The sequence below is a fragment of the Amycolatopsis sp. NPDC003731 genome (assembly GCF_053586895.1).
Map to the genome: position 1 here is coordinate 21,208 of NZ_JBSFNC010000041.1, position 26,219 is coordinate 47,426.

A 26,219-nucleotide genomic window follows, 5' to 3' on the forward strand; every position below is an offset into this window, starting at 1 on the left:
GTACCGGCGATCATCCCTCCGGCGTAACAGGCGATACCCTGGCCGACGTGGGTATTCCGGCGTGGATCTGGTTCGTCATCGCGGCCGTCGCCCTGGTGGCGGGGCTGGGGCTGCTCGCGGCCGACCGGGCGAAGGAGGGCTCGCGCAACCGCGAGCGAATGCGCTGGGCACAGTTGCGCGGCTGGCAGTTCGTCGAGGAGGACGAGCGCCTGCCGCAGCAGTGGTCGAACGGCGCGATCGGCTACTTCGGCGCGGACGCGGCCGTGAACGTCGTCGCGGGTTCCACCTTCACTTCCGACGGCCGCCGCCCGGTGTTCATCTTCGACATCGAGACCGAGGGCCAGATCCCCGCGGTCGTCGTCGCGGTGCGCTGCAACAAGAAGCACCGCATCCCGATCGAGATGTGGCTGTCCAGCGTCCCGTTCCAGCGCGCGGACATGCCCGAGATGCTCGGCCCGATCGGCGCCCGCTACGCCTTCGCGGACGACGCGGACGGCGCCCGCGTGGTGATCACGCAGGAGCTGGTGGACGCGGCCGACCAGCTGGGCGGCGACGTGGGCGTGGCCTGGCTGGAGAACGAGTGGGTGCTGGCCAGCGTGGTCCCGACGGCCGGGCCGTCGCGGCTGGAACGCCTGCTGCGCGACCTCGGTGAGATCGCGGACATCGTCGACCCGTTCGACGAGGACTACGACGCGGGCCGCCACCAAGCGAGCGCCCCGGTCCCGTCCGAGGCCACGACCCCGGCGACGGCCCAGGCCCAGGCCCAGGCCCAGGCTCCGGCCCCGGGCACCCCGGCGGCGGGGACGCCGGCCCAGCAGCCGCCGGCGGACGCCGAACCGAAGCCGAGCGAGAGCTAGAAGCCGAGCACCGGCCGGTCGAGCGCGCTGAGCGCCACCGACCGGTCCAGGGTGCCGCGCACCGACGTCGTGCCGCCTTCGGCGTGGATCACGTGGTCCACGCCGAGGTCGCCGCGGATCGACCCCGCCGGGCCGGCCGGGCCGACGGACTGGCTCGTCGTCACCAGGCCCCACGCCGGGCCCAGCTGGCCGCCCGCTTCGTGGCGCTGGCCCACGTCCAGGACGCCGGTGATCTGGCCGGTGGCGTGCTGCTCGGACGTCGCGCCGACCGCTCCGAGGCGGCCCACGTCGACCGCCTGGCCCGATGACCTGCGGGCCGACAGCGCTCCCTGGAGGTCGCTGGCGAAGGTGCCGTACAGGCCCGTGTCCAGCTGTTCCGCGTTCTGGCTCAGGACGTCGACGCCGTCGGCGGGCCAGATGCCGTGGCTCGCGCCTTCGCCGAGGCCGATCCGGTGCTCGGCGCCGCCGCCGAGAGGCGCCAGAGACAGGTCCCGCGACGCGCCTTGGCCGAGCCGCTGGTTGTTCGCGGTGACCGCGCGGACGTCGCCCAGGCGCAGGGTGTGCCGGCCGGCGCGGGCGAGCGACTCGGCCTCCTGCGACGCGGCCGTGGTCTCCGTCTGCCGCTCTTCGCGGCGGGTGATTGCGGACTCGGCGAGGTCGTTGGTGAGCACCGCGCCGGCGATCTCCTTCGCGAGGAAGTCGTGGCGGGTCGTGGTCAGGGTCTCGCGGACCACCGACGAGCCGTCCTCGCCCGAGGTCGCGACGTCGCGGCGGAACGTGCTGTCGTCGCGGTGGTCGATCGGCAGGGTCACCTCGGCCGGGCTCGCCAGCGCCGCGGCGGGGGCGGCGAAGAGCAGCGCGACGGGCGCCGCGCCCGCGGCGACTTTGGGCAGATAGCCGCTTTTGCGCCTGCTGTGCTTACCCATGCGGCGGACGATACTTCCCCGCCGAATCGAACGCACGTCCACCCGTGACCAGCGAGTATGTTCACCCACATGACCACCACCGCTCTCATCACCGGAGCGACCGCGGGCATCGGTGCGGAGTTCGCGCGCACGCTCGCCGCCCAGAAATACGACCTGGTGCTCGTCGCCCGCGATGCCACGCGGCTGGAGGCGTACGCCGCTGAGCTGCGGGAAACGCACGGCGTGGCCGTCGAGGTGCTGCCCGCCGACCTGTCCGAAGTGGACGGGCGGATGGCGGTCGAGGAGCGGCTCGCCGCCGGGCCGGTCGACCTCCTGGTCAACAACGCCGGCTTCGGGCTGAACGGCGATTTCTGGACCATCCCGCCGGACGCGCTGCAGCGCCAGCTCGACGTCAACGTCACCGCGGTCCTGCGGCTCACCCGGGCCGTGCTGCCCGGCATGATCGAACGCGGCCACGGCGAAATCATCCAGGTCAGCAGCGTGGCGGGCTTCTTCAGCGGCCGCGGATCGACGTACACGGCCAGCAAGAACTGGGTCACGTCGTTCAGCGAAGGCATCGCCGCGTCGCTGCCCGAGGGCATCCGGATGATGGCGCTGTGCCCCGGCTTTACGGCCACCGAGTTCCACGAACGGGCCGGGATCGGGAAATCCGGCCCGAAAATCGCCTGGCTGGGTGTCGAACAGGTGGTCGGCGAGGCGCTCAAGGACCTGCGCCGCGGGAAGGTGATCTCCGTGCCGAGCCTGCAGTACAAGGCCGTCGTCGCGATCGGCGGCCTGCTGCCGCGCGCGGTGCTGCGCCGGATCAGCGGGGGGCGCGGCCGCACCTGAGTAGGGCTGTCCCTACCCGCAAGACGCACGCGCGCACCAGGGTGGTCCGGGGGTGCGCTCAATAGCGTTTTCCCCATGACAACTGGGTGGCACGAGGCAGCCGACGCGGTCCGGCTCGAGGCCGTGCGCAAGGAGTACGGCGACGGTGTGGTCGCGCTGGACGGGGTCTCGATCTCCTTCCCGCGCGGCGGGTTCACCGCGGTGATGGGCCCGTCCGGCTCGGGCAAGAGCACCTTCCTGCACTGCGCGGCCGGTCTCGACCGGCCGACGTCCGGCCGGGTCGTGCTCGACGGCCAGGACCTCGACGGCAAGAAGGAGACCTACCTGACGAAGCTGCGGCGTGACCGCGTCGGCTTCGTCTTCCAGGCGTTCAACCTGCTCCCGGCGCTGACGGTCGAGCAGAACGTCGTGCTGCCGCTGCAGCTGGCGGGCAAGCGCCCGGACAAGCGGCTGGTGGCGCGGATCCTCGCGCACGTCGGGCTCGACGGGCGCCGCAAGCACCTGCCCGGGCAGCTCTCCGGCGGCCAGCAGCAGCGCGTCGCGATCGCGCGGGCCCTGGTCACCAGCCCCGCCGTGCTGTTCGCCGACGAGCCGACCGGCGCGCTCGACACCCGCACCGCCGCCGAGGTGCTCGGCCTGCTGCGAGACTCCGTCCGGTCGTCGGGCCAGACGGTGATCATGGTGACGCACGACCCGGTCGCCGCGTCCTACGCCGACGAGGTCGTGTTCCTGGCCGACGGCCGGATCGCCGGGCGGCTGGCCCGGCCGACCGCGGAAGCCGTCGCCGAGCGGATGACCCACCTCGGGGCCTGGGGCCGGGTGGCGGCCTGATGTTCAAGCTGGCACTGCGGACCCTCCGCCTGCGCAAGGGCGGTTTCCTGGCGACGTTCGTCGCCGTGTTCTTCGGCGCGCTGGTCGTCTCGGCGTGCGGTGGCCTGATGGAGACCGGCATCCGGTCCGAGACGCCGGTGCAGCGGCTGGCCGCGGCGCCGATCGTGGTCGGCGGGCAGCAGACGATCGAGCTGCCCGAGGACGACCCGGCGACCCTCGAGCCCGACGACAAGCACAAGTTCGAAAACGCGACCCTGCCCGAGCGCGTCCGGCTCGACGCGGCGCTGGCCGGCCGCCTGCGCGCGGTTCCCGGCGTCACCGGCGTCGTCGGCGAGATCAGCTTCCCGGCGCAGATCGGCGCGGCGAGCGCCCTCGGGCACGCGTGGGATTCCGCCGTGCTGACGCCGTACACGCTGACGGGTGCCGCCCCGAAGCCGGGCGAAGTCGTCGCCGACGCCGGGCTCGGGCTCGCTGTCGGGGACACGCTGCCGATCGCCGCGCACGGCAGCGTCAGCCCGTTCCGGATCTCCGGGATCGCCCGAGCCCCGCAGCCCATGCGGGACGCGGCCGTGTTCTTCGCGGCTTCGGACGCCGAACGGCTGTCCGGCCACCCGGGCCGGTTCGACACCATCGGCGTCTTCGGTGGCGACGTCGCTGCCGTGACCGCGGCCGTCGGGGACGCCGGGGTCGTGGCGACCGGCGTCGACCGTGGTGCCTTCGAGTTCCCCGAGACGGGCAAGAGCGGGGAGAACCTGATCGTGCTGGCCGCCGTCTCGGGCGGGCTCTCGGCGATGGTCATGGTGTTCGTGGTGGCGGGCACGCTGACCCTGTCGACGCAGCAGCGGCAGCGGGAACTCGCGTTGCTGCGCGCGATCGGCATCACTCCGCGCCAGCTGCGGCGGATGGTGCTCGGCGAGGCGCTGGTCGTCGCGCTGCTCGCCGTCGGTGGCGCGGTGGCGCTCGGCCCGGTGCTCGGGGAGTGGCTGTTCGGCCAGCTCGCCGACCACCACGTCGTCCCCGACGTGCTGCGGTTCGAGCAGGGCTGGGTGCCGGCGGTGGTCGCCGCGGGCGCGTCGCTGCTGGCTGTCGTGGGTGCCGCCTTCGTGGCGGGACGCCGTGCTTCGCGGATCCGCCCGACCGAGGCGCTCGCCGAAGCCGCCGTCGAACGCCGCTGGCTGACACCGATCCGGCTGATCACCGCCATCCTGTGCTTCGGCGGCGGGACGGCGCTCGGCATCGTCACGGTCGCGGTGATGACCGGCCCGGTCGCGGCCAGCACGGCCGGCCCGGCCGTGATGCTGTGGGCGTTCGGGCTCGCGGCGATCAGCCCCGGCGTGACGAAGCTGATGGCGACGCTGCTCCGCTGGCCGGTGACGGCGCTGACCGGCGTCAACGGCCGGGTCGCGCTGCGCAACACCCGGGTCGGCGCGGTGCGGGCGGCGGGCGCGGTCACCCCGATCATGCTCGCGGTCGGGATCGCGACCGCCAACATCTACCTGCAGACCACCCAGGAAGCCGTCTCGAACCAGGCCTACACCGAGGACTTGCGCGCGGACGCCGTCGTGGCCGGCCCGAGCGGGCTCGACCCGTCCGTGCTGGGCCGGGTGCGCGCCACCCCCGGGGTCGCGAGTGCGTCGGAATACGTCACGAGCACGGTGTTCGTCGAGAAGCCGTTCGACTCGGGCCAGCACGACGACGGCCGGCCCGCGCTGGGCGTCAGCGAGCTGACCGGGAACGCCGTCGAGGTGCCGTCGACGCTGGGCCACCGCGTCGGCGACACGCTGTCGCTGCGGCTCGGCGACGGCACGCCGGTGGACGTGCGCGTCACCGCCGTCGTCGACCAGCGTCCCGGCTTCGAGCGGCTCGTGCTGCCCGCGGAACTGCTGGCCCCGCACACGTCCCTCGGGCTCGCCCCGCAGCTGCTGGTCCAGGCCGCTCCCGGCGTCGACAGTGCGACGCTGACGGCCCGCCTGCGCGAGGCGACCGCCGGGCTGCCGGTGCTCGTCGGCGACCGCGGCACGCTGATCGCGGCGCACGCGAAGGGCAACGAGGTCGGCGCCTGGGTCAACTACCTGCTCGTCGGAATGATCCTCGCGTACACGGTGATCTCCGTGGTGAACACGCTGGTCACGGCCACCGCGCGGCGGCGGCGCGAGTTCGGGGTGCAGCGGCTGAGCGGCTTCACCCGCGGCCAGGTGCTGCGCATGGCGGGTGTCGAAGGCGGCCTGATCGCGACCATCGCGGTGCTGCTCGGGACGCTCGTCGCGGCCGGCGCGATCGTGCCGTTCTGCCTGGTGGTGACCGGCTCGGTGCTGCCGTCCGGCCCGGTGGCGATCTACCTGGCCGTGCTCGCCATCGCCGTGGTGCTCGCGCTCGTGGCGATCCTGGTCCCGGCCTGGGCCGCGACGCGCGGGCGTGCGGTCGACGCCACATCCGTCGGTGAGTGAATCCGGCCGTGTGTAAGACTCACGGCCGTGGCGAACCCCGGGTTGGATCAAGCGGCGAAACTCGAACTGGCCAGGCTGGTCACCGATCTTTCCGTGGTGCACGGAAAAGTGACCCTGGCGTCCGGCAAGGAAGCCGACTACTACATCGACCTCCGGCGGGCGACGCTGCACCACGCGGCCGCGCCGCTGATCGGCAAGCTCCTGCGCCAGCTCACGGCGGACTGGGACTACGTGGCGGCCGGCGGCCTGACGCTCGGCGCCGACCCGGTCGCGCTGGCGATGCTGCACTCGGCGGCTTCCGACGGCGTCGTGCTGGACGCGTTCGTCGTCCGCAAGGCGGTCAAGGAACACGGCATGCAGCGGCGCATCGAGGGCATGGAGGTCCGCGGCCAGCGCGTGCTGGCGGTCGAGGACACGTCCACGACGGGCGGCAGCGTCCTGACGGCGGTCGAGGCGCTGCGCGAAGCGGGCGCGAACGTCGTCGGCGTGGTGACGGTCGTCGACCGCGACACCGGCGCGCGCGAGGCCATCGAGAAGGAAGGCCTGGAGTACCGGTACGTCCTCGGCAAGGACGACCTCGGCCTGGACTGAGCGCCGCCGGACCGGGGACCGCGCAGGTCGGTCCCCGGGGCGCTCCGACGGCAGGTTTCGCGACCTCCGCGGCGCTCGCCCCGGAAGGACCACCGCGACGCGTGAACCTCACGGAGTCGCCCCGGTGACCGCCGTCACCCAGAATCACTGCGTGACGTTTTCCGCCCGCCGGTGTCCTCCCTGCGAGGAGGTGCCGTGACGACGACTACGCCGCTCGACGACGTGACCCTCGTCGGCCGCGCGCGGGACGGCGACGTCCGGGCGTACGAACAGCTCGTGCTGCGCTACCAGGGCCCGATGTTCCGGCTCGCGGTCAAGATGCTCGCCCACCGCGGCGACGCCGAGGACGTCGTGCAGGAGGTGTTCCTGAACGCCTGGCGCAAGCTGAGCCAGCTCACCGAGGACGCCGCGTTCGTCGGCTGGCTCTACCGGGCCACCACGAACCGCTGTCTCAACACGATCCGCTCGCGCAAGCCGCAGGCCGACGTCGACCTCGACACCGCCGAGTCGCCGCGGGCCGATCTGCAGCCGGAGCGGGCCGTCCAGGTGAGCAGTCAGCTCGCCGCCTTGAACGCGGCGCTGGCGCAGCTGACGCCCGAACAGCGGGCGTGCTGGCTGCTGCGTGAAGTGCACGGCCGGTCCTACGACGAGATCGGCGAGATCGTCGGCGTCAACGCGACCGCGGTCCGCGGCCGGATCGCGCGCGCCCGTGCCCAGCTGGCGGAGGTGATGAAGCCATGGCGATGACGGACTACGAGCTGCCCTGCGAACGCGATGTCGAACAGGTGTGGGAACGGCTGGACGCGGCAGCCGACGAGCACGAGCTGACCTGCCCGCACTGCGCGGCCGCGCGCGAGAGCCTGCTGGCGTTGCGCGAAGCGACGTCCGAGCTGGTGGCCGAGGAGGACGCGCCGTCGCCGGACCTGTTCGGGCGGATCATGTCGGCGGTGCGGGCCGAGGTGCGGCGCGGCTCGATGGTGCCGCTGCCCACCCCGGAACCCGGGTTCGTCGAGGTCAGCGAGCAGGCGGTGGCGGCCGTGCTGCGGTACGCGGCCGACACGGTCGACGGCGTCCGGGCGCGGCGCTGCCGGGTGCGGACCGTCCCCGGCGGGGTCGAGGTGGACCTCACCCTCGCGGTCAGCCTGCGGAACGCCGCGGGCGGCGAAGCGTTGGCGAAGGTGCGGGAGCGGGTGACCGCGGCGGCCGCGGCCCGGGTGGGCCTGACGCTGGTGAAGCTCGACCTGCTCGTGGCCGACCTCTTTGAAGAAGACACCGTCGAGGACGACACGGTCGGGGGGCCAGGGGAATGAGCGTGGACTACGTCATCGCCGATCCGGTGATCGCCAGTGTGGCGGCGCGGGCGGCGATCACGACGCCGGGCGTGGTGCGCCTCGAACCGGGCCTGCGCGGCCTGGTGACGGCGTGGACGCGCGCGGCCCGCCGGCGCTGGAAGGGGCTCGACCCGGCGCCGTCGGACGGCGTCCGGGTCCGCACCACCGACGGCCGGGTGACGGTCCAGATCGACCTGGTCACCGCGGCGGCCGACCAGGCGGCCGCGGTGGGCCGCGCGGTCCAGCGCGCGGTGACGCGGTCCGTGGCCGAGCAGACCGGCCTGGTCGTCGCCGAAGTGTCGGTGTCCATTCTGGACATCGAGCCGGAAACCCGGTGACCGCCGACGAAGCCGTCGAGAAGATCGTCGGCGCCCTCGCGGACGTGGCCGGCCTCCGCCCGGCGACCCCGGTGCTGCCGGTGGGCCGGGACGGCCTGGCGGTGGACCTGAGCCCGGAGGTGGTCCGGATCCGGCTGATCGCGACCCGGCTGCCGATCCCGCCGCTGCTCGACCGGGCGGCCGGAGCCGTGCGCGAGGTGCTGGCCGGCACGGCGTGGGAAAGCGCGCGGCTGCGCCTGGAAGTCACCGATCTCGACGGCGCGGCGTTCGCGAGACCCACGTCACAGTGAGGGTCTCCAGTCCTTTGTGTCCTTAGCTACGAACAAGGCGGAAAGCCTTGCCGCGCAGGACATCCAGGGAGGAACCATGACCGAGACCGCACTCGTCACCAAGCAGGGCAGCACGACCATCGCGGACACGGTGGTCCAGAAGATCGCCGGCCTGGCGACGCGCGAAGTCCACGGCGTGCACGACCTCGGCGGCGGCGCGGCCCGCGCGTTCGGCGCCCTCCGCGACCGCATCCCGGGCGCGTCGGCCAGCGTCGGCCAGGGCGTGTCGGTGGAGGTCGGCGAGAAGCAGGCGGCGGTCGACCTGCAGGTGCTCGTCGAGTACGGCGTGCCCATCGCGGAGCTGGCGCGCTCGGTGCGCCGCAACGTGGTGACGGCCATCGAGCAGATGACCGGCCTGCAGGTCGTCGAGGTGAACATCAACGTCACCGACGTCCACATCGCGGGCAACGAGGAGCCGGCCGTCAGCGATCGCGTCGAGTGAAATCCGGCTGCCGGGCGGGGGACCCGGGCGTACCGTCGGGGTATGGAGGAGCCGCCGGAACCGCAGCGCCCAGCCGACCCGAACCGGAAGAAACCGGACGGTGCGCCGGACCAGTACCCGCACGAGGAGCCGACGCGGTACCCCGCCAAGCGGCCACCGGAATTCCCACCCGGTGTAACCCCTCCGTCACCGCGCAGGTGAATGGGTTGCTCCGCTGGGTTAAAAATCACAGGCCGGGGCACTCTTGAGGGCGGCCGGATCCGCGTAGCGGAGTAAAGTCGCTGGTAGGGGGATCGGTGGAGGGGGTGCGATGGCGAAGTTCCTGGCCGACGTGACCGTCGTGGTGCACATCCTGGCCTTGGTGCTCATCGGGTTGGGCGGCTTCGTCGCCTGGCGCTGGCCGAAGCTGATCTTCGTCCACATGTTCGCCGCGGCCTGGGGCGTGCTGGTGAACGTGAGCCCGGTGCCGTGCCCGCTCACCGCGCTGGAGAACTACTTCCGCCACCAGCAGGGCCTCGGCGACCTGCCCGGCGGGTTCAACGCCTACTACCTCTACGGCACGGTCTTCCCGCAGTCGTGGCTGCCGGCGATCGGGATCATCGCGATCGTGCTGGTCGCGTACTCGTACGTCGGCGTCTACCACCGGTGGCGCCACCGCCACGACGAGGAAACCCACGTGCGCCCGGTCCACCTGGGCTGAGCGACAATCACCGGGTGAACTCCATACCCGGACCCACCGAGTGGGTGAGCCGCGAAGAGGTCGGCGTCGGCCCGTGGCCGGGTGAGTGGCCCGCGGACGAGCGGTACGACCCCGAGCTGCTGCGGGACGGCGACCGCCGCAACGTCGTCGACGCCTACCGCTACTGGCGCCGCGAGGCCATCGTGTCCGATGTGGACAGCCGGCGGCACCCGTTCCACGTCGCGATCGAGAACTTCCAGCACGACCACAACATCGGCACCGTGGTCCGGACGGCCAACGCCTTCGCCGCGGCCGAGGTGCACATCGTCGGCCGCCGCCGCTGGAACCGGCGCGGGGCCATGGTGACCGACCGCTACCAGCACCTGCGCCACCACGACGACGTCTCCGGATTGGTGGCTTTCGCCGAGGAGCGGGGGCTGGCCGTCGTCGGGGTCGACAACACGCCGGGGTCCCAGCCGGTCGAGACGGCCGAGCTCCCGCGCGAGTGCGTCCTCCTGTTCGGCCAGGAAGGCCCGGGCCTCTCCGCGGAAGCGCAGGCGGCGTCGGCCCGCACCGTGTCGATCGCCCAGTTCGGCACGACCCGCTCGATCAACGCCGGGGTCGCGGCCGGGATCGTCATGCACGCCTGGATCCGGCAGCACGCCGATCTCGGCCGCGCGTGGTGACCTACAGGCCCCAGCCCCAGCGCAGCTGCACCACCCCGGAAGCGTTGTTCGTCTCGAGGCCGCTGCCGCTCTGGCGCGTGATCGAGTAGGTGTCCCCGGAGCGCAGGCCGGGCCAGTAGACGACGCCCATCTGCCGGGACCGCGCCAGGTCCGTGGTCGCGGCGAAGTACGCGGTGAAGTTGTTGCCGTCCTGATGGCCGGCGGAGTAGTCCAGGCCGGTGGTCATCGGGGCGCCGGCCTCGTCGATGATCGTCCGCGACGAGTACGCCCCGAGCCGGTTGCTGAGGTTCGCCGTCCACGCCGAGCGGGTCGTGTCGGAGGCCCAGAAGCCGTAGAAGTGCAGCGAAAGCAGCGTGCCGGTCAACGCGCTCGCCGCGCCGACGCCGGTCACGTTGTCGTTGTAGCCGGTGCCGCTGATCAGCACCCGGCCGCGCGGGATGGCCGAGTGCCGGGACAGCCAGGTCGAGCACAGCGACACCCAGGCGTTCAGGCTGTAGCCGAACGGCTCGTTCATCGGCTCGAAGTACACGTTCCCGTTGCCGCCGTAGTCGGCGATCACCTTGTCCCACATGGTGTTCCAGGCGTTCGTGTCGTCGACGAAGCCGTCCTTGTTCGCTTCCCAGTAGCCGAAGATGACCTTCATGCCGTGGGCCAGGGCCGAGTCGGCGGCGCCCTTGTACCGCGCCCACCAGTCCGAATTGACGCTCTGCGGGTTGATCGGCAGCCGCACGGTGTTCGCGCCGAGCTTCTGCTGGAAGCCGGTGATGATGCTGTCGGCCTTGCCGCGGACGCTGTCGTAGCTGTCCCCGGCGGTCAGGCCGGTCGGGATCACCCAGCCGTCGACGTAGTTGTCGCGGGCGTCCGCCCAGTTGACGCCGCGGAAGCTGTTCGTGGCCGCGGACGCGCTCTGCGGGACGGCGAAGAGGGGAACGAGCAGGAGGGCGAGCAGCAATCGACGAAGGCGAGCCATGCGAACTCCGATGTTCACGTAAACATGCCGGTCGCAGAATCCTCGACGGCTCGCCGCGGTGTCAAGGGTCAGGCGGGGGTGACCTCGACCGGAATGCCGTTCAACACCGACGTTCCGGAGGGCCTGTCCAGAACTGTCTCATCCGTGAGGAGGTTCGAGTTCACGCCGGGGTTCGCGCGCGCCACCCGTGTTCGCGAGCCGTCGGCGTCGTGGCCCCAGCCGTGCGGGATGCTCACCACGCCGGGGCGCACCTCGTCGGTGATCTCGACCGGGACCTGCAGTTTTCCGGCGCGGGACGTCACCGAGGCGAGGCCGCCGTCGGTGAGGCCGAGGCGGCGCGCGTCGGCCGGGTGCACCTGGACCGTGCAGCGGTTGCCGCCGCGGACCAGGGGCGCCAGGTTGTGCATCCACGAGTTGTTCGAGCTCAGATGCCGCCGTCCGATCAGCACCAGGTCGTCCGCGGTTTTCGCGAGTTCTTCCGTCAACCGCGGAACGTCGGCGACGATCGGCCCTGGCGCCAGTTCGATCCGGCCGGACGCGGTGCAGAGGACCTCCGGGATCCGCGGCTTCAGCGGCCCGAAATCCACGCCGTGCGGCGCGGCTTCGAGGTCGGCGAGCGTGACGTCGTACGGCCCCGCGCGCAGCATCAGGTCGACCAGGCGCGCGGGCCCGGTCCGGTCGTGGGTGACTTCCAGCCCCGCGCGGCGGGCGACGTCGGCCGCGACGAAGTCGTCCAGCGCGGCGACGTCGGCCTCCGGGCCCTGACCGGCGACGATGCCGGTGAGCCGCAGCATGGTTTCCCACTCCTGCGGCAGCGCCGACGGCAGCGTCGCGGGGGTCCAGTTGGCGATGTTGCGGATGGACAGCTGGTAGAAGGCCAGGTCGAAGTGCGGGCGCTCGAGCGGCGACGGGCCGGGCAGGATGACGTCGGCGTGGCGGGACGTCTCGTTGAGGTAGACGTCGACGGAGATCATGAAGTCGAGGCTTTCGAGGGCCGCGGCCAGCCGCCCGGCGTTCGGCGTGCTGAGGCAGGGGTTGCCGCTGACCGTGATCAGCGCGCGGACCTGGCCTTCGCCCGGGGTTTCGATCTCGTCGGCGAGCGTCGCGACCGGCAGTTCGCCGACGACCTCGGGCAGGCCGCGCACCCGGCTGCGCCAGCGCCCGACGGCGAACGGCCGCCGGTTCCCGGTGGGCTGGCACGCGGCCAGCGGGAACATCGCGCCGCCCGGTGCGTCGAGGTGGCCGGTGAGCACGTTGAGGACATCGACCAGCCAGCTCGCGATGGTGCCGAACGCCTGGGTCGTGGTGCCGATCCGGCCGTAGACGACGGCGTTTTCCGAGGTCAGGTCCCGGGCCATCCGGCGGATCGCCTCGACGTCGATGCCGGTGCGCGGCGCGACGGCCTCCGGGGTGAACGGCTGCGCCAGTTCGCGGACGTCGTCGAGGCCGTTGAGGTGCTCGGCCAGGCGGCCGGGGTCGACGAGGTTCTCCGCGAACAGGACGTTGACCAGCGCGAACAGCAGCAGCGCGTCGGTGCCGGGCCGGATCGCGTGGTGCTCGTCGGCGAACTGGGCGGTGCGCGTGCGGCGCGGGTCGACGACGACGATCTTGCCGCCGCGGTCCCGGATCCCGCGCAGCCGCCCGCGGATGTCCGGCGCGGTCATCAGGCTGCCGTTGGAGACCAGCGGGTTGGCGCCGAGGATCAGCAGGTGCCGCGTCCGGTCGAGGTCGGGCACCGGGATGGCCAGCGGGTCGCCGAACATCGTGCCGGCGGAATAGTGCTTCGGCAGCTGGTCGACCGAGGTGGCGCTGTAGAAGTTCTTGGTGCCCAAGGCCTTGTAGAGAACGCGGCCGTAGAGCGTCAGCGCGATGTTGTGCACGCCGGGGTTGCCCGCGTAGACGGCGACGGCGTCCCGGCCGTGCTGCTCGAGGATCGGCGGGAGGCGGCGGGCGATCTCGTCGTAGGCCTCCTGCCAGCTGACCTCGACGAACTCGCCGTCGCGCTTGAGCAGCGGGGCGGTCAGCCGGTCGGGATCGTGGTGCAACGCGCCGAGCGACGCGCCCTTGGGGCAGATGTACCCCCGGGAGAAGACGTCCCGCTCGTCCCCTCGGACGCGGGTGACCTGCTGGTTCGCGTCGAGCGTCACTTCGAGCCCGCAGGTGGCTTCGCACAGCGGGCAGGTGACGTGGGCGGTCGTCATGACCACCGAACATACCGAGCGGTATGTCGATCGGCAAGGCACGATTGCGACATGGACGTCTCGGCCGCGGAACACGCGGTGACCTCCCGCCACCTGCGCCGGGTGTGGGCCCTGCCCGGCACGGTCCTCGGCCGCAGCCGCTGGCCGGCGGCGTTGGACCAGCGCGTGCACTGGCACTGGAACTACTGGTGGCAGGCGCACCTGCTGGACACGCTGGTCGACGCGCAGCTGCGCGCGCCCTCGCCGGCGCGCTTGGCCTTGATCCGATCGTTCGTGCGTTCGGTGCGGCTGCGCAACTTCGGCAAGTGGGTCAACGACTACTACGACGACATCGCCTGGCTCGGCCTTGCCCTGCAACGGGTTTCGTCACTGGACATCGACGTCGGCCCGGCCCTGGCGGCGATCGACACGCAGTTGCTGTCCGGCTGGACGTCGGCGGCGGGCGGCGGAATCTGGTGGCGCCGCGGCGACGACTTCAAGAACGCCCCGGCCAACGGCCCGGCGGCGATCTTCCACGCCCGCTCGGGGAACGTCGTTCGTGCCGGCGAGATGACGTTCTGGCTGACGTCCACTTTGGTCGATCCGGAATCCGGCTTGGTCTGGGACGGCATCCGGGCGGACACGGGCGAGCTGGTGAAGCACATCTACACGTACTGCCAAGGGGTCTACCTCGGCGCGTGCCTTGTGTTGTCCGAAGTAGACAATGCGGCCCGGACCGTGCGGGCGGTGGCGGAGCACCTCGCGCCGGGAGGAGTCATCCGCGGCCAGGGCGGCGGCGACGGCGGGTTGTTCGCGGCGATCCTGGCGCGGTACCTGGCGTTGGCGGCACAGGCGTTGCCCGGCCCGGAAGCGGCGACGGCCCGAGCGCTGGTCCTGACGTCGGCGGAGGCGTGCTGGTCGGGAGCTTTCGACGCGCCGGAGGGTCCGTTGTTCAGCGCGTACTGGGACCGCCCGGTGTCTTGGCCGCTGCCGGAGGACGCCCCGGAGCGCGACATGTCGGTCCAGGTGGGCGCCTGGATGCTCCTCGAAGCCGCGGCGACGCTGTCACCAGACGTCGCCGGCCCGCCAGTCGGCGGTTAGCTCGACGTCGAACATCCGTCTTCGCGCGGTGCGACTTCTCCGGCATGTCCGGATCAACTCAAGTGGCTCGCGTCGGTGTGGACCTGCTCGATCATCTGCCGGGCGAACGCGAGGTTCTGGCCGAGATCGCGGTGGGCCTGCGCCAGCCGCTCGACAGTGTCGATGGAGTTGCGAGCCGTTTCTCGAGCCGAGAACAGACGGAACACCTCGGCGTGGAACTGGAGCACCACCTTCAGTTCCATCACGAGGCCCGACATGGCCGCACTACCCCCGCAGTCCGGCAACGACTGTGCGAGGCTCTCGTATCGACAAGGGTGTACGCCCGCACTGCGTAGATCGGCCAACGTCGTCAACACTTCGGCGGGCCAGTCGTCCGGACCCAGATCGGTCCGGGACAGCGTCGCTGTGGCGTACCGAGTCATCTCGTCTTTCAGCACCATGTTCGTAACCTCGTCGACGAGGATGCGGCTCGGTGCCGACAGCCCGGCGTTCACGATGCTGCGCATGGCTCGAATCGCATCCCTGGGCAAGCCACCGGAAAGGCAGTAGCAGAGCTGGACGTAAGGTTCGGTCAGCCCGAACACCCGGGCTTCCAGGAGCTTCCGAATCTCCTCCAGGCCGAGGTACGAAGCGTAGACGATCTCGTCGAATGCGCTGTCGATCTCGGTGCGGAGAGCCAGGCCGCGACGCTCGAAACTCACCATCGCGTCTTGTGAGACCGCTACGATGAAATAACTTCGTCCAAGCCCGAAGATCGCCTTGATGTCATTGATGAAGCGACGAGTTTCGTCTACACTCTGGATTTTGTCGAGCTCGTCGATGGCGACCAGAACCCGGCCGTAAGAAGTCGCGAGCTTGATCAGCTTGCGAAGTCGCGCCACGAGGTCCGGCATTGTGAGGTCACGTCGGGTGGTCGTGGTCTGATAGGACTTGGACAGCTCGCCGGACACCTGGACCCCGGCCGACACGCCGGCATTCGTCTTGGCGCCGGTACCGGACATGTCGCTTCGCGTGTGACTGAGTGCATCGAGCAACCACTCGGCTTCGTTCTGAAGAGCCAGCGGAACTGCGCCTTCGTCGGGTGCCGGCCGATCGTCCGCCGGTGCGGGATTTGCGTCCTCGAGCTGGGCTCGGCGGAGCCGAACGCGGCCGCGGAACAGAACGAGGAACAACGTCGTGATGAACAGCAACGCACCACCCGTGAAGATCCAAGTTCGTTCGGCCCAGAGAATGTCCCCGAAGAGGAAGTACACCGCTCCCGTGGCGCCGACCACGGTTGCCGAAACGGGCAGCCAAAGATTTGCTGCTGCAGCGGCAAGGACGGATTGCCGGCGTTTGGCCAGCAATGAGATGACAACAGCGACGAGCGCGATGCCACCTGTCGACCAGGCGGCGATCTCGGGGCCGTGACTTCGCCAGGGCGTGTTCGCGACGGCCGATGCGACCGACGAGTAGCCGAGGAGAACCAGGAGGAAGGATCCGAGCCTGCACAATGCGGTCACTACTCCGGGAGCGAGCAATCGGGTGCGCGCTGCCTTGGCCTGGTCGGCGAGTGAGTCGCTCGGTTGCGGATCGTCTGCGATGGCGCCGCTCAGCGGGCTGAGGATGCGGTCGCAGATCTCCATGGCCAGGTGCGAGATGAAGTCGAATGCCACGTAATGGACCGGAGCGGAGATGTAGAACTCCAGGTTCCGGCCTGACCAGATCTCCGCCGTGCCGGTGTCGGTGATCGACCGCAAGATCGTCGACTTCCCCACACCGCGCGGCCCGGAGAGACCCACGCTCCCGCCAGGGAGCTGGCGGAGCAGTCTCGTCAGTCGTGCCTTGGTCGTGGTGTTGATCTGGAACCGATCATCTTCGACCTCGCCGAGCCCCGGGGCGCTCGAAACCATGAATTCGCGCGGGTCGGGCGCACCAGGATTGTTGGCTCGCATGGTCTTGTTGAGCTGGGTGCGGATCGTGGGAAGAACTGATTGCTCGAGCAGTTTCCGTTGGATCGTGCGCGCCAGCTCAGCCAACGCCCGGTCCGCTTCGCGGTAGTCGGGATCATCCCGAACGATGTTCTGCAGGTTGTGCTGGATCGCCGTTGAACGTTCGAGGATGTCAGTGACCGGCCCCGGCCGGTACCGCGCAACGCGGATGGCAAGGCCTGCGATGAGGAGCACCGCGCTGGGGACAAGGAGAACGACGCCGGGCGTGATCGACCACAGAGGGACCTTTCCGGCGAAGAACAGAATTGTCGGTGCGATGAAAATGGCGAGCAGGACAAGCCAGTAGAAGAACGTCGTCGGCCAGCGCAAGAGCAAGCGGACTCGATGAGCGCGCCGTCGCCGGCGGCGTGGAGTTCTCCTGGGCGACCGACCTCGGGCATCCCCCTCCGAATCCTCGTCCTCGTCGTCTTTGTTTCGCGATTGCAGGAGGTCTTCGTACCACTCGTCGAGGTAGGAGTACCCCGGGTCGAGAGCAGAAGGCAGGCCGTTGACCAACGCGGACCAGAAGGGGTACAGAATCCGCGAGAGCAGGTCGAACTTGCGTTGTGGTGCGTGGGTGAGCTGGTACCAGACGGGATCCACGCAGTCGCGGATGGCGATCGCGATGTAGTGCCGGCGCGCGTAGAGCGAGCTGTATTCTTCCAGTTCGGATCGCGCGGGCGCGAATAGTTCGTGCCGCATTCGTGAGAGCCGGGTGCGCAGGTCATCCGTCGTCACCTCGGCACGTTTCATGGCTTGCGTGACCTCGTCGAGAGCGAATGCCTCCTCGATCGCAGCGTCCAGGATCTGGTTCTCGGAGCCGGGCCGGTTCTCGAAAACGTCGTCTGTGCTCACTGGAATCTCCCTGGACGCCTTGTTTACGTCTTCAGGTCGATCGAACCCACCCTCGTTGTTACGCGGCTGCGCAAACGTTATCGACCGCTTGCTCCCGCTTCAGCACCCGCAGGACGCGCCGTGCAGGAATTTCGGGGTGAGCCACACCGACTCCGGGGGTCGGTCCGGGTCCGCCATGCGGGACATCAGCAGCTGCACCGCGCGGCGGCCGACGTCGGCGATCGGCTGGACCAGGGTTGTCACCGCCGGGCTCACGCGGCGGGCCCAGTCCATGTCGCCGTAGCCGACCACCGCCAGCTCCGAGCCGATGCGGATGCCGCGGCGGTGGGCCTCGTACTGGACGCCCACCAGCATCGACTCGTCCGCCACCACCAGCGCCGTCGGGGAGGGCCAGCCGTCCAGGAGTTTGGCCGTTGCGCGGGTGGCGCCGCCCGCATTCGAGAAGCCGCTCTCCACCAGCTCGCGGTTGAAGCGCAACCCCGCCTGCTCCAGGCCGAGCCGGTAGCCGCGGATGCGCTCGCGGCTGACCTCCAGGCCCTCGTCGCCCGAGATCAGGCCGATCTTCCGGTGCCGCCGGTCGGTCAGGTGCCGGACCAGCGAGGCCATCGCGTGCACGTTCTCGGTACCGACCTGGTCGACGTCGTTGCGGGCGGCCACGCGGTCGACCAGCACGGTCGGCACGCCCATCCGGACCAGGCCGTTGACCACCGCTTCGTCGCCGGCCGAAGGCACCAGCAGCACGCCGTCCACCAGGTCCGCGCGCAGGGCGCGCACCACCGCCGCCTCTTCGCCCACCGTGTCTTCGGTGTCCGCCAGCACGACGTCGCACCCCGCCTGCGCCGCGGCCGCCCGGATCGCGCGCAGCAGCTCGCCGGAGTTCGGGTGCGCGTGCACCCCCATCGCGACGCCGATCCGGTAGGTGACCGGGGGGTCCCACAACCGGAGGTCCGGCGAAAGTGCGGTCATAAGCCCTCGCAGACGCTCAGCCGGAAACGTATCCGCTGAACGGCCACGCGGAGGTGTCAGGAACCCAGATTCACTGAAGTGAGTGAACCGGTGGGCACCCGCACGACTCGCGGTGACGCAGAGTGGGTGCCAGCCGCACCGTTTCGGCCTTGCGGGCCGGGTCGTTGATCCGGGCCAGCAACAGCCGCACCGCCTGCCGGCCGATCTCCTCGATCGGCTGCGCCATCGTCGTCAGCGGCGGGTCGACCAGGTCGGCCCACTCGACGTCGTCGTAGACCACCACCGGCAGGTCCCGCCCGATCCGCAGCCCGCGTCGCCGCGCTTCGTGCAGCACGCCGACCATCATGCTGTCGTTCCCGACCACCAGCGCCGTCGGCGGCTCGGGCAGCGCCAGCAGCGTGCTCAACGCCAGCGCACCGCCCTCGCGCGAGGAGTTTCCGCAGGCCACGAGGTCGGACGACCAGGTCAGGCCGGACCGGCCGAGCCCCAGCCGGTAGCCGAGCACGCGCTCCTCGCTCGTCGACAACCCCGGTACGCCGCTGATCATCCCGATCCGCCGGTGCCCGAGCGTGGCCAGGTGCGCGGTGAGCGCCGAGGTCGCCTGGATGTTCTCCGAGCCGACCTGGTCGACGTCGGTGCGGGTGGCCAGCCGGTCGATCAGCACGGTCGGCACGTCGAGGGACACCAGCTCGCCGATCACCGGCCCGTCGCCGGGGGCCGGGGTGATGAGCAGGCCGTCGACGCGACGGGAGCGCAGCGCCCGCACGGTGTCACGCTCCGTGTCCGCCGCGTCGTGGGTGTCGGCCAGCAGGACGGTGTAGCCGTGCGTCGACGCCTCGCGCTCGATCGCCTGCATCAGTGTCGCGAAGTACGGGTTGGCCACCAGGGAGATCGCCATCCCGATCGACCGGGTGCCGCCGGTGACCAGCGAACGCGCGATGGCGTCGCCGGTGTAACCGGTCGCCTCGATCGCCCGCAGCACCGCCGCCTTGGTGTCCTCGGCGACCGCGCGCGTCCCGTTCACGACGTGCGAGACGGTCGTGATCGAGACGCCCGCGAGCTCGGCGATGTCCCGCTGCGTCGGCCGCGAAGACTTCGACCGGTCCATACCCGTCCTTTCCGGCAAGCGTTTGCGCAAACGCTTGCGCGCAGGGAGCAGTCTGTCTACCTTCCCGACCATCGGCAAGCCTCGACACGAACAAAGGCTGGAATCCATGAGACAGCGAAGTCTCGCCGCGCTCACGCTGGCCGCCGTCCTCGCCGCGACGACCGGGTGCACGGTCGAGCGCCACTGGGGTGGCAACACCAACACGGGCGGGAGCGGCAAGGCGAAGGTCGGCCTGGTGACCAAGACCGACACCAACCCCTACTTCGTGGAACTCCGCAACGCCGCCAGAGCGGCCGCGCAGGCCAACGGCGCCGACTTCAGCGCGCTCGCCGGCCAGTTCGACGGTGACAACGACGGTCAGGTCCGCGCCATCGAGAACCTCCGCCAGCAGGGCGCGAACACGATCCTGATCACGCCCAGCTCGTCCACCGGCGTGCTCAAGGCGATCAAGGACGCGCGTGACGCCGGGGTCCTGGTCATCGCCCTCGACACCGCCACCGAACCGGCCGACGCGGTCGACGCCACCTTCGCCACCGACAACTTCGCGGCCGGCGAGCAGCAGGGCGCCTACGTCAAGGCCGCGCTGGCCGGCGTCCCGCCCAAGCTGCTGATGGTCGACGGCACGGCGGGCAGCACGGTCGACACCCAGCGCCACGGCGGGTTCCTCAAGGGCATCGGGCTGACCGACGGCTCGCCCGAAATCAAGGGCCACACCGCGGCCAACGGCGACCAGAGCCTGGCCCAGCAGGGCATGGAGAACCTGCTGCAGCGCAGCACCGACATCAACGCCGTCTACTCGATGAACGAGCCGATGGGCCGCGGCGCGTACGCGGCGCTGAAGGCGCGCGGCCTCACCGGGCAGATCGTCATGGGCTCGATCGACGGCGGCTGCGAAGGCGTCCAGAACGTCAAGGACGGCCAGTTCGCCGCCACCGTCATGCAGTTCCCGAAGAAGATGGCCGAGCAGGGGGTGCTCGCCGCCGTCGAATACGCGAAGACCGGCAAGAAGCCGTCCGGGTTCGTGAACACCGGGTCCGCGGTGATCACCGACAAGCCCCTGCCCGGCATCGAGAGCCACGACTCCGCCTGGGGCCTGCAGAACTGCTGGGGAGGCAACAAATGACGACGGCGACAGTGTCCACAAGGGAGCGTGAGTCGCTCGGCGACTTCCTCCTCCGCGCGCCCGCGGTCGGCCCGGCGCTCGCGCTGGTCGTCGCGATCGTGGTGTTCTCCCTGGCCACGGACACGTTCTTCGACCTCGACAACCTGTCCACCGTGGTCCAGCAGTCCCTGGTCGTCGGGACGCTCGCGCTGGGCCAGACGCTCGTCATCCTCATCGCGGGCATCGACCTGTCCAACGCGGCCTCGATGGTCGTCGCGACGCTGATCATGGCGAAGCTCGCCGCGGCCGGCACGAACGGCTTCGTCGCGCTGCTCGCCGGTGTCGTCCTGACGATCATCGTCGGCATCTTCATCGGCGGGCTCGCGACCCGGATCAAGCTGCCGGCGTTCATCATCACGCTCGGCACGTTCACCATGCTGACCGCGGTGTCGAAGCTGATCGCCGGCGGCCAGGCCGTGCCGGTGACCGACGGGCTGCTGCAGTGGCTCGGCACCAAGCGCTACCTCTTCGGCGGCATCCCGATCACCTACGGCATGACGCTGGCGCTGCTGATGTACCTCGGCGTCTGGTACGCGCTGACGAAAACCGCGTGGGGCAAGCACGTCTACGCGGTCGGCAACGCGCCGGAGTCCGCGCGGCTGTCCGGCATCAAGGTCAACCGCACGGTGCTGTCGGTGTACATCGTGGCCGGGCTGACCTTCGGCATCGCCGCCTGGCAGGCGCTCGGCCGGACGCCGAACGCGGACCCGAACCAGTTCCAGCTCGGCAACCTCGACTCGATCACCGCCGTCGTCCTCGGCGGGACGAGCCTCTTCGGCGGTCGCGGCTCGGTGCTCGGGACGCTGATGGGCGCTCTGGTCGTGGCCGTGCTGCGGTCCGGGCTGACGCAGATGAACGTGGACGGCAACTACCAGGACCTCGCCACCGGCGCCCTGCTCATCGCCGCCGTCGTGGTGGACCGGATCGCGCGGAGGCAGCAGCAGTCATGACCGAACCGATCCTCCAGGCCCGCGGCCTGGTCAAGCGCTACGGCCGGGTGACCGCCATCGACGGCGCCGACTTCGACCTGCTGCCCGGCGAGGTGCTCGCCGTGGTCGGCGACAACGGCGCCGGGAAGTCTTCGCTCATCAAAGCCCTGTCCGGCGCGGTGATCCCGGACGAGGGCGAGATCAAAGTGGACGGACGGACCGTCCACTTCAAGTCCCCGCTGGACGCCCGGCACTACGGCATCGAGACGGTGTACCAGGACCTCGCGGTCGCGCCGGCGCTCGACATCGCGTCGAACATGTTCCTGGGCCGGGAAAAGCGGCTCAAGGGGCCGCTCGGGCTGTTCCGCAAGCTCGACACCGGCACGATGCGGTCGGAAGCGCAGCGGATCCTCGACGAGCTGGGCATCAACATCAAGTCGATCAGCCAGCCCGTCGAGACGCTCTCCGGCGGGCAACGTCAGGGCGTCGCGGTGGCCCGCGCGGCCGCGTTCGGCACCAAGGCCGTGATCATGGACGAGCCGACCGCCGCTTTGGGTGTCGCCGAATCCGGCAAGGTGCTCGACCTGATCGGCCGGATCCGCGACCGCGGCCTGCCGGTCGTGCTGATCAGCCACAACATGCCGCACGTGTTCGACATCGCCGACCGCATCCACGTGCACCGCCTCGGCAAGCGCGTCGCGGTCGTCTCGCCCAAGACGCACTCGATGAACCAGGTCGTCGGCCTGCTCACCGGCGCCTTGCGGCTCAACGAGAACGGTGAAGTGGAAGAAGCGGCCGCCGCGACCCACGTGGCCGGCTTGCAGTGAGGGTGCTGCTGGCGGGCTTGTGCACGGTGGACCTGGTCCAGCGGGTCGAGGAGCTCCCGGCGCCGGGCGAGAAGGTGCAGTCGCTGCGGGTGGACGTCGCCGCGGGTGGGCCCGCGACGAACGCCGCGGTGACGGCGGCCGCGCTCGGTGCCGAAGCGACCCTGCTGACCGTCCTCGGTGCGCACCCGCTGGCGGCGCTCGCCCGCGCCGACCTCGAAGCCCACGGCGTCCGGCTGATCGACCTGGCCCCCGGCCTGCCCGACCCGCCGCCGGTCAGCGCGGCCGCCGTCCGCGACCGCGACGGCGAGCGCACGGTCGTCTCCCGCAACGCCGGAGGGCGTGACTTCCCCGTCGAAGCGGCGTTTCCGGAGGCGGACGTGGTGCTCGTGGACGGTCACTACCCCGAACTCGCGCTGGCGGTCGCGCGGGGCACGCGAGCCCCGGTCGTGCTGGACGCCGGCAGCTGGAAACCCGTGCTCGACGAGTTGCTGCCGCTGGTCGACGTGGCCGCGTGCTCCGCGCACTTCACCGCGCCCGGGCCCGGCCTGCACGAGCGCGGCGTTCCCACCGTCATCACCACCGCGGGGCCGCGGCCGGTGCGCTGGTCCACTGCGGACGGCGGCTCGGGTGAGGTGCCTGTTGCGGCCGTGGAAGCGCGGGACACACTAGGGGCGGGCGACGTCTGGCACGGCGCGCTCGCCGTGGCCGTGGCGCGCGAACCGACGGTGACGAACTGGATCCGCTTCGCCAACGAGGTGGCCGCCGAACGGGTGCGGCATGTGGGACCGCGGTCGTGGACGACCGCGATCGCAGGAAGGAACAGGACATGACGGCGTTCGACGACCTGCTGGCCCGGGCCGAGGGGCTGACCGTGCGCGGGCAGCGCAACGTGCTCGGCATCATCGGCTCGCCCGCGTCCGGCAAGACCACGCTCGCCTGGGCGCTGGCCAACGCGCTCGGCTCGCGCGCGGCCGTGGTCGGCATGGACGGCTTCCACCTCGCGCAGGTCGAGCTGCGCCGGCTGGGCCGCACCGAGCGCAAGGGTGCTCCGGACACGTTCGACGCCGCGGGCTACTACCACCTCATCCGCCGCCTCGCCGAAGGCCGCGAAACGGTGTACGCACCGGAGTTCCGCCGCGAGATCGAGGAGCCCATCGCCGGGGCCGTCGCGGTCCCGCCGGAGGTCCAGCTCGTGATCACCGAGGGCAACTACCTCCTGCTCCCGGACGACCCGTGGAGCGCGATCCGGCCGCTGCTGACCGAGGCCTGGTTCCTCGCGCCGGACGAGCCCGAGCGCATCGAGCGGCTCGTGTCGCGCCACCGCCGCTACGGCCGTTCGCTGGTCGAAGCCCGGCAGCGCGCGCTCGGTTCCGACCAGCGCAACGCCGACCTCATCTCGCAGACGCGGGACCGCGCGGACCTGGTTCTGGAGAACCTGCCGCTGGCCAACTTCGCGATTTGACGCTCCTCGTCACCGGCGGCAGCCGGGGCATCGGCGCGGCCATCTGCGCGCTGGCCGCCGCGCGCGGGTACGACGTCGTCGTGAACTACTCGGGCGACGCCGAACCCGCGGAAGCCGTCGCCGCGCAGGTGCGAGCTTCGGGACGGCAGGCGCTGGCGGTTCGCGCGGACGTCTCCGACGAGGACGACGTCCGCGCGCTGTTCGACGCGGCGGCGGAGCTGGGCCCGGTGACCGGCCTGGTCAACAACGCGGCGATCGTCGGCAACACCCCGGGCCGGCTCGAGGACTACGCGGTCGACGTCGTCCGGCGCACCCTCGACGTGAACGTGACCGGGGTGTTCCTCTGCTGCCGCGAGGCGATCCGGCGGATGTCGACCCGCCACGGCGGCGCGGGCGGCGCGATCGTGAACATCTCCTCGACAGCGGCCCGCACCGGCTCGGCCGGGGAGTGGGTGCACTACGCCGCGTCGAAGGCCGCTGTGGACACGCTGACCTTCGGCCTGGCCCAGGAGGTCGCGGCAGACGGGATCCGGGTGAACGCCGTCCGGCCGGGCATGATCCACACCGGCCTGCACGCGGCGGCGGGCCTGCCCGACCGGATGGCGAAGTACGCACCGCAGATTCCGCTGGGCCGGGCGGGGCAGCCCGCGGAAATCGCGGAAGCGGTGCTGTTCCTGCTCTCGGAGGCGTCGTCGTTCACGACGGGTGCGGTGCTGGACGTCGGCGGCGGCCGCTGATCCTTGTGAACCGGCATTTCGCAGCTTTCGTGTGGTGAGCGTTCCCACACCGCGCGAAAGGTGAACAACAATGCGTACGTTCGAGCTGCCCGAATCCGTGAGCGGGGCGACGGTTGATCGGATACTGGGCAGGCAATTGGTCCGGACCTGGGAGGAAGACGGGATCTTCCAGGTCGCCGCCACGGCCGGGCAGGCCCGCATCACCGGCGAAGCGCTCGCCGAAAGCCGGCGGTTCTTCGCGAGATCCCTGCCGGAAAAAGCGAAGTTCGTCAGCGACCTGACCTACAGCGGCTACATCGCCTCCGGTGAGGAAGTGACCGCGGGCGAGGCCGACTACTCCGAGATCTTCACGGTGTGCCCGGACATCCCGCTCACCGACACCCGCGTCACCGAGGGCTGGCCGTGCCACGGACCGGTCCCGTGGCCGGACGACGGCTACCGGACGGCGATGGAGGCCCACCTCCGGGAGGTCGGCGAAATCGGCGAGAAGCTCCTGCGCCTCGTCGCGCTCGGGCTGGGCGTGGAGATCGACCGGCTGACGCGGCTGACCCGCGACGGCTGGCACCACATGCGCGTGCTGCGGTTCCCGGCCCGGTCGGCGACCACCGAACGCGGGATCGGCGCGCACACCGACTACGGGCTGTTGGTGATCGCCGCGCAGGACGACGTCGGCGGGCTGTTCATCCGGCCGCCCGTGGCCGGCGAGCCGCGGCGCCGGAACTGGCTGGCGGAGGAGAGCACGGCCGGGATGTACCAGGACGTGGAGCCGTGGCACTACGTCGAGCCCGAGCCGGCGGTGTTCACCGTGTTTCCCGGCGACATCCTGCAGTTCCTCACCGGTGGCCGGCTGCTGTCGACGCCGCACAAGGTCCGGCTCGCCGACCGCGAGCGGTACACGCTGGCGTACTTCCACGAACCGGCGTTCGGCGTCACCGTCCGCCCCCTGGCCGGCGGCGACGAAACCATCCACTACGGCACGCACTTCACGAACATGTTCACCCGCTGCTACCCCGAGCGGGTGACGACCAGGCGCATCCTTTCGGAGAACCGGATGCGGCTGCTCAGCCGATGAGCGTCACCGGCGGTCACCATCCGTAAGACGGGTGTGACCGCCGGTAGGTTCCGTCCGCCTGCTGGGACGGCCGGAGACGGCGAGATCACGATCGGACCGGGAACTTGGTCACCTCGGTTTGGCCGGTCGAACGCTGTGCAACTCTGGGGAGCCGCCACGAGAAAGGACGGCTTCGGAAGCCATGGCCAAACTCATGTCCGTGCACCACCTCGCGCTCACCGTGACCGACGTGGACCGCAGCGTGCCGTGGTACGTGCGTGTCCTCGACCTCGAGGAGGTCACCCGGCGCGAAGAGCCGGACACGGGCCTGCGCAAGGTGGTGCTGCGCTCCGCCGGCGACGAGTTTTCGGTGGTCCTGGTCCAGCACGCGGACACCGGCCGCCGCGGTTTCGACGAGCGCCGGACGGGCTTGGACCACGTGGCGTTCCGGGTGCATTCGGCGGCCGAGCTGGCGGAGTGGGAGAGCCGGCTGCAGGAGTTCGGCGTGTCCTACCTGCCGGTCGCGCCCTCGCGCACGTTCGAGGGGTCGCGGGTGATCGTGTTCCGCGACCCGGACGGCATCCAGCTCGAGATCTGGACCGACCCGCAGCTCTAG

General features: G+C 70.8%; 27 protein-coding genes. 21 read left to right on the forward strand and 6 right to left on the reverse strand.

What is annotated here, in order from left to right; all coding sequences use genetic code 11:
* The first annotated feature begins 47 nt into the window (after nt 1-47).
* Complete coding sequence (locus ACWDN5_RS19055) at nt 48-857, forward strand: hypothetical protein (RefSeq protein ID WP_449677235.1); 810 nt, start codon at nt 48-50, stop codon at nt 855-857.
* Here ACWDN5_RS19055 and ACWDN5_RS19060 read toward each other — a convergent pair.
* Nucleotides 854-1,783, reverse strand: a complete 930-nt coding sequence (locus tag ACWDN5_RS19060) for a hypothetical protein (RefSeq protein ID WP_449677236.1) — start codon at nt 1,781-1,783, stop codon at nt 854-856. The two genes, ACWDN5_RS19055 and ACWDN5_RS19060, sit on opposite strands and share 4 nt — an antisense overlap.
* Before the next feature lie 69 nt (nt 1,784-1,852).
* On the opposite strand from ACWDN5_RS19060, the gene ACWDN5_RS19065 reads away from it, so the two are divergent.
* The 11 genes from ACWDN5_RS19065 (at nt 1,853) to ACWDN5_RS19115 (ending at nt 10,285) form a co-directional block, all read left to right on the forward strand.
* Complete coding sequence (locus ACWDN5_RS19065) at nt 1,853-2,611, forward strand: SDR family NAD(P)-dependent oxidoreductase (RefSeq protein WP_449677237.1); 759 nt, start codon at nt 1,853-1,855, stop codon at nt 2,609-2,611.
* Between the two features lie 75 nt (nt 2,612-2,686).
* Nucleotides 2,687-3,442, forward strand: coding sequence for an ABC transporter ATP-binding protein (locus ACWDN5_RS19070; RefSeq protein ID WP_310969570.1), 756 nt, complete (start codon nt 2,687-2,689; stop codon nt 3,440-3,442).
* Entirely contained in the window at nt 3,442-5,889 is a 2,448-nt protein-coding gene (locus ACWDN5_RS19075; RefSeq protein WP_449677238.1) for an FtsX-like permease family protein, read from the forward strand. The genes ACWDN5_RS19070 and ACWDN5_RS19075 overlap by 1 nt, the downstream gene beginning before the upstream one ends.
* Before the next feature lie 27 nt (nt 5,890-5,916).
* Nucleotides 5,917-6,480: an orotate phosphoribosyltransferase gene (gene pyrE, locus ACWDN5_RS19080; protein ID WP_013230857.1), complete on the forward strand. Its 564-nt coding sequence runs from the start codon at nt 5,917-5,919 to the stop codon at nt 6,478-6,480.
* A gap of 195 nt (nt 6,481-6,675) precedes the next feature.
* Nucleotides 6,676-7,227 carry an RNA polymerase sigma factor gene (locus ACWDN5_RS19085; RefSeq protein WP_310969568.1) on the forward strand — a complete coding sequence of 184 codons (552 nt, stop codon included), beginning with the start codon at nt 6,676-6,678 and terminating at the stop codon, nt 7,225-7,227.
* A complete protein-coding gene (locus ACWDN5_RS19090) occupies nt 7,218-7,790 on the forward strand; it encodes an Asp23/Gls24 family envelope stress response protein (protein WP_449677239.1) in 573 nt (190 codons plus the stop codon). Before ACWDN5_RS19085 ends, ACWDN5_RS19090 begins: the two co-directional genes overlap by 10 nt.
* Nucleotides 7,787-8,149, forward strand: a complete 363-nt coding sequence (locus ACWDN5_RS19095) for an Asp23/Gls24 family envelope stress response protein (RefSeq protein ID WP_310969566.1) — start codon at nt 7,787-7,789, stop codon at nt 8,147-8,149. Before ACWDN5_RS19090 ends, ACWDN5_RS19095 begins: the two co-directional genes overlap by 4 nt.
* Nucleotides 8,146-8,439 carry a hypothetical protein gene (locus ACWDN5_RS19100; RefSeq protein WP_449677240.1) on the forward strand — a complete coding sequence of 98 codons (294 nt, stop codon included), beginning with the start codon at nt 8,146-8,148 and terminating at the stop codon, nt 8,437-8,439. Before ACWDN5_RS19095 ends, ACWDN5_RS19100 begins: the two co-directional genes overlap by 4 nt.
* Nucleotides 8,440-8,515: 76 nt before the next feature.
* Nucleotides 8,516-8,920 carry an Asp23/Gls24 family envelope stress response protein gene (locus ACWDN5_RS19105; RefSeq protein WP_310969564.1) on the forward strand — a complete coding sequence of 135 codons (405 nt, stop codon included), beginning with the start codon at nt 8,516-8,518 and terminating at the stop codon, nt 8,918-8,920.
* Nucleotides 8,921-9,230: 310 nt separating this feature from the next.
* Entirely contained in the window at nt 9,231-9,620 is a 390-nt protein-coding gene (locus ACWDN5_RS19110; RefSeq protein ID WP_310969563.1) for a DUF2784 domain-containing protein, read from the forward strand.
* A 14-nt stretch (nt 9,621-9,634) separates the two neighbouring features.
* Nucleotides 9,635-10,285, forward strand: coding sequence for a TrmH family RNA methyltransferase (locus ACWDN5_RS19115; RefSeq protein WP_449677241.1), 651 nt, complete (start codon nt 9,635-9,637; stop codon nt 10,283-10,285).
* Between the two features lies 1 nt (nt 10,286).
* On the opposite strand, the gene ACWDN5_RS19120 is transcribed toward ACWDN5_RS19115, so the two are convergent.
* Both ACWDN5_RS19120 and ACWDN5_RS19125 read right to left on the reverse strand, forming a co-directional pair.
* On the reverse strand, nt 10,287-11,255 hold the full coding sequence (locus tag ACWDN5_RS19120; RefSeq protein WP_449677242.1) for a cellulase family glycosylhydrolase: 969 nt from the start codon (nt 11,253-11,255) through the stop codon (nt 10,287-10,289).
* A gap of 68 nt (nt 11,256-11,323) precedes the next feature.
* Nucleotides 11,324-13,456, reverse strand: coding sequence for a molybdopterin-dependent oxidoreductase (locus ACWDN5_RS19125; RefSeq protein WP_449677243.1), 2,133 nt, complete (start codon nt 13,454-13,456; stop codon nt 11,324-11,326).
* 51 nt (nt 13,457-13,507) lie between these two features.
* On the opposite strand from ACWDN5_RS19125, the gene ACWDN5_RS19130 reads away from it, so the two are divergent.
* Nucleotides 13,508-14,536 carry a glycoside hydrolase family 76 protein gene (locus ACWDN5_RS19130; RefSeq protein ID WP_449677244.1) on the forward strand — a complete coding sequence of 343 codons (1,029 nt, stop codon included), beginning with the start codon at nt 13,508-13,510 and terminating at the stop codon, nt 14,534-14,536.
* A gap of 53 nt (nt 14,537-14,589) precedes the next feature.
* On the opposite strand, the gene ACWDN5_RS19135 is transcribed toward ACWDN5_RS19130, so the two are convergent.
* From ACWDN5_RS19135 to ACWDN5_RS19145, 3 genes are all read right to left on the reverse strand, one after another.
* Complete coding sequence (locus ACWDN5_RS19135; RefSeq protein ID WP_449677245.1) at nt 14,590-17,361, reverse strand: hypothetical protein; 2,772 nt, start codon at nt 17,359-17,361, stop codon at nt 14,590-14,592.
* A gap of 99 nt (nt 17,362-17,460) precedes the next feature.
* Nucleotides 17,461-18,327, reverse strand: a complete 867-nt coding sequence (locus tag ACWDN5_RS19140; RefSeq protein ID WP_449677246.1) for a LacI family DNA-binding transcriptional regulator — start codon at nt 18,325-18,327, stop codon at nt 17,461-17,463.
* Between the two features lie 70 nt (nt 18,328-18,397).
* Nucleotides 18,398-19,435 (reverse strand): LacI family DNA-binding transcriptional regulator, encoded by a 1,038-nt coding sequence (locus ACWDN5_RS19145; RefSeq protein WP_310969556.1) that lies wholly within the window; start codon nt 19,433-19,435, stop codon nt 18,398-18,400.
* Between the two features lie 106 nt (nt 19,436-19,541).
* Between ACWDN5_RS19145 and ACWDN5_RS19150 the strand changes: the two genes are divergently transcribed.
* The 8 genes from ACWDN5_RS19150 (at nt 19,542) to ACWDN5_RS19185 (ending at nt 26,219) form a co-directional block, all read left to right on the forward strand.
* Nucleotides 19,542-20,558, forward strand: a complete 1,017-nt coding sequence (locus ACWDN5_RS19150; protein WP_310969555.1) for a substrate-binding domain-containing protein — start codon at nt 19,542-19,544, stop codon at nt 20,556-20,558.
* On the forward strand, nt 20,555-21,547 hold the full coding sequence (locus ACWDN5_RS19155; protein ID WP_449677247.1) for an ABC transporter permease: 993 nt from the start codon (nt 20,555-20,557) through the stop codon (nt 21,545-21,547). Before ACWDN5_RS19150 ends, ACWDN5_RS19155 begins: the two co-directional genes overlap by 4 nt.
* Complete coding sequence (locus ACWDN5_RS19160; RefSeq protein ID WP_449677248.1) at nt 21,544-22,353, forward strand: ATP-binding cassette domain-containing protein; 810 nt, start codon at nt 21,544-21,546, stop codon at nt 22,351-22,353. Before ACWDN5_RS19155 ends, ACWDN5_RS19160 begins: the two co-directional genes overlap by 4 nt.
* 2 nt (nt 22,354-22,355) lie before the next feature.
* The gene (locus ACWDN5_RS19165) at nt 22,356-23,183 is read left to right on the forward strand and encodes a PfkB family carbohydrate kinase (RefSeq protein ID WP_396136892.1); all 828 of its coding nucleotides are present in this window, start codon (nt 22,356-22,358) and stop codon (nt 23,181-23,183) included.
* Entirely contained in the window at nt 23,180-23,815 is a 636-nt protein-coding gene (locus tag ACWDN5_RS19170) for a nucleoside/nucleotide kinase family protein (RefSeq protein ID WP_013230842.1), read from the forward strand. Before ACWDN5_RS19165 ends, ACWDN5_RS19170 begins: the two co-directional genes overlap by 4 nt.
* A complete protein-coding gene (locus ACWDN5_RS19175) occupies nt 23,812-24,552 on the forward strand; it encodes an SDR family oxidoreductase (RefSeq protein ID WP_449677249.1) in 741 nt (246 codons plus the stop codon). Before ACWDN5_RS19170 ends, ACWDN5_RS19175 begins: the two co-directional genes overlap by 4 nt.
* Before the next feature lie 70 nt (nt 24,553-24,622).
* Nucleotides 24,623-25,624: an isopenicillin N synthase family dioxygenase gene (locus ACWDN5_RS19180; RefSeq protein WP_449677250.1), complete on the forward strand. Its 1,002-nt coding sequence runs from the start codon at nt 24,623-24,625 to the stop codon at nt 25,622-25,624.
* A gap of 181 nt (nt 25,625-25,805) precedes the next feature.
* A complete protein-coding gene (locus ACWDN5_RS19185; protein WP_310969549.1) occupies nt 25,806-26,219 on the forward strand; it encodes a VOC family protein in 414 nt (137 codons plus the stop codon).

What these genes read in the sequence shown, in the direction of transcription:
- ACWDN5_RS19060 (WP_449677236.1), bottom strand. Translation starts at nt 1,783, where the DNA reads ATGGGTAAGCACAGCAGGCGCAAAAGCGGCTATCTGCCCAAAGTCGCC.
- ACWDN5_RS19065 (WP_449677237.1), top strand. Translation starts at nt 1,853, where the DNA reads ATGACCACCACCGCTCTCATCACCGGAGCGACCGCGGGCATCGGTGCG.
- ACWDN5_RS19070 (WP_310969570.1), top strand. Translation starts at nt 2,687, where the DNA reads ATGACAACTGGGTGGCACGAGGCAGCCGACGCGGTCCGGCTCGAGGCC.
- ACWDN5_RS19075 (WP_449677238.1), top strand. Translation starts at nt 3,442, where the DNA reads ATGTTCAAGCTGGCACTGCGGACCCTCCGCCTGCGCAAGGGCGGTTTC.
- ACWDN5_RS19090 (WP_449677239.1), top strand. Translation starts at nt 7,218, where the DNA reads ATGGCGATGACGGACTACGAGCTGCCCTGCGAACGCGATGTCGAACAG.
- ACWDN5_RS19095 (WP_310969566.1), top strand. Translation starts at nt 7,787, where the DNA reads ATGAGCGTGGACTACGTCATCGCCGATCCGGTGATCGCCAGTGTGGCG.
- ACWDN5_RS19105 (WP_310969564.1), top strand. Translation starts at nt 8,516, where the DNA reads ATGACCGAGACCGCACTCGTCACCAAGCAGGGCAGCACGACCATCGCG.
- ACWDN5_RS19110 (WP_310969563.1), top strand. Translation starts at nt 9,231, where the DNA reads ATGGCGAAGTTCCTGGCCGACGTGACCGTCGTGGTGCACATCCTGGCC.
- ACWDN5_RS19120 (WP_449677242.1), bottom strand. Translation starts at nt 11,255, where the DNA reads ATGGCTCGCCTTCGTCGATTGCTGCTCGCCCTCCTGCTCGTTCCCCTC.
- ACWDN5_RS19125 (WP_449677243.1), bottom strand. Translation starts at nt 13,456, where the DNA reads ATGACGACCGCCCACGTCACCTGCCCGCTGTGCGAAGCCACCTGCGGG.
- ACWDN5_RS19130 (WP_449677244.1), top strand. Translation starts at nt 13,508, where the DNA reads ATGGACGTCTCGGCCGCGGAACACGCGGTGACCTCCCGCCACCTGCGC.
- ACWDN5_RS19140 (WP_449677246.1), bottom strand. Translation starts at nt 18,327, where the DNA reads ATGACCGCACTTTCGCCGGACCTCCGGTTGTGGGACCCCCCGGTCACC.
- ACWDN5_RS19145 (WP_310969556.1), bottom strand. Translation starts at nt 19,435, where the DNA reads ATGGACCGGTCGAAGTCTTCGCGGCCGACGCAGCGGGACATCGCCGAG.
- ACWDN5_RS19150 (WP_310969555.1), top strand. Translation starts at nt 19,542, where the DNA reads ATGAGACAGCGAAGTCTCGCCGCGCTCACGCTGGCCGCCGTCCTCGCC.
- ACWDN5_RS19155 (WP_449677247.1), top strand. Translation starts at nt 20,555, where the DNA reads ATGACGACGGCGACAGTGTCCACAAGGGAGCGTGAGTCGCTCGGCGAC.
- ACWDN5_RS19160 (WP_449677248.1), top strand. Translation starts at nt 21,544, where the DNA reads ATGACCGAACCGATCCTCCAGGCCCGCGGCCTGGTCAAGCGCTACGGC.
- ACWDN5_RS19170 (WP_013230842.1), top strand. Translation starts at nt 23,180, where the DNA reads ATGACGGCGTTCGACGACCTGCTGGCCCGGGCCGAGGGGCTGACCGTG.
- ACWDN5_RS19180 (WP_449677250.1), top strand. Translation starts at nt 24,623, where the DNA reads ATGCGTACGTTCGAGCTGCCCGAATCCGTGAGCGGGGCGACGGTTGAT.
- ACWDN5_RS19185 (WP_310969549.1), top strand. Translation starts at nt 25,806, where the DNA reads ATGGCCAAACTCATGTCCGTGCACCACCTCGCGCTCACCGTGACCGAC.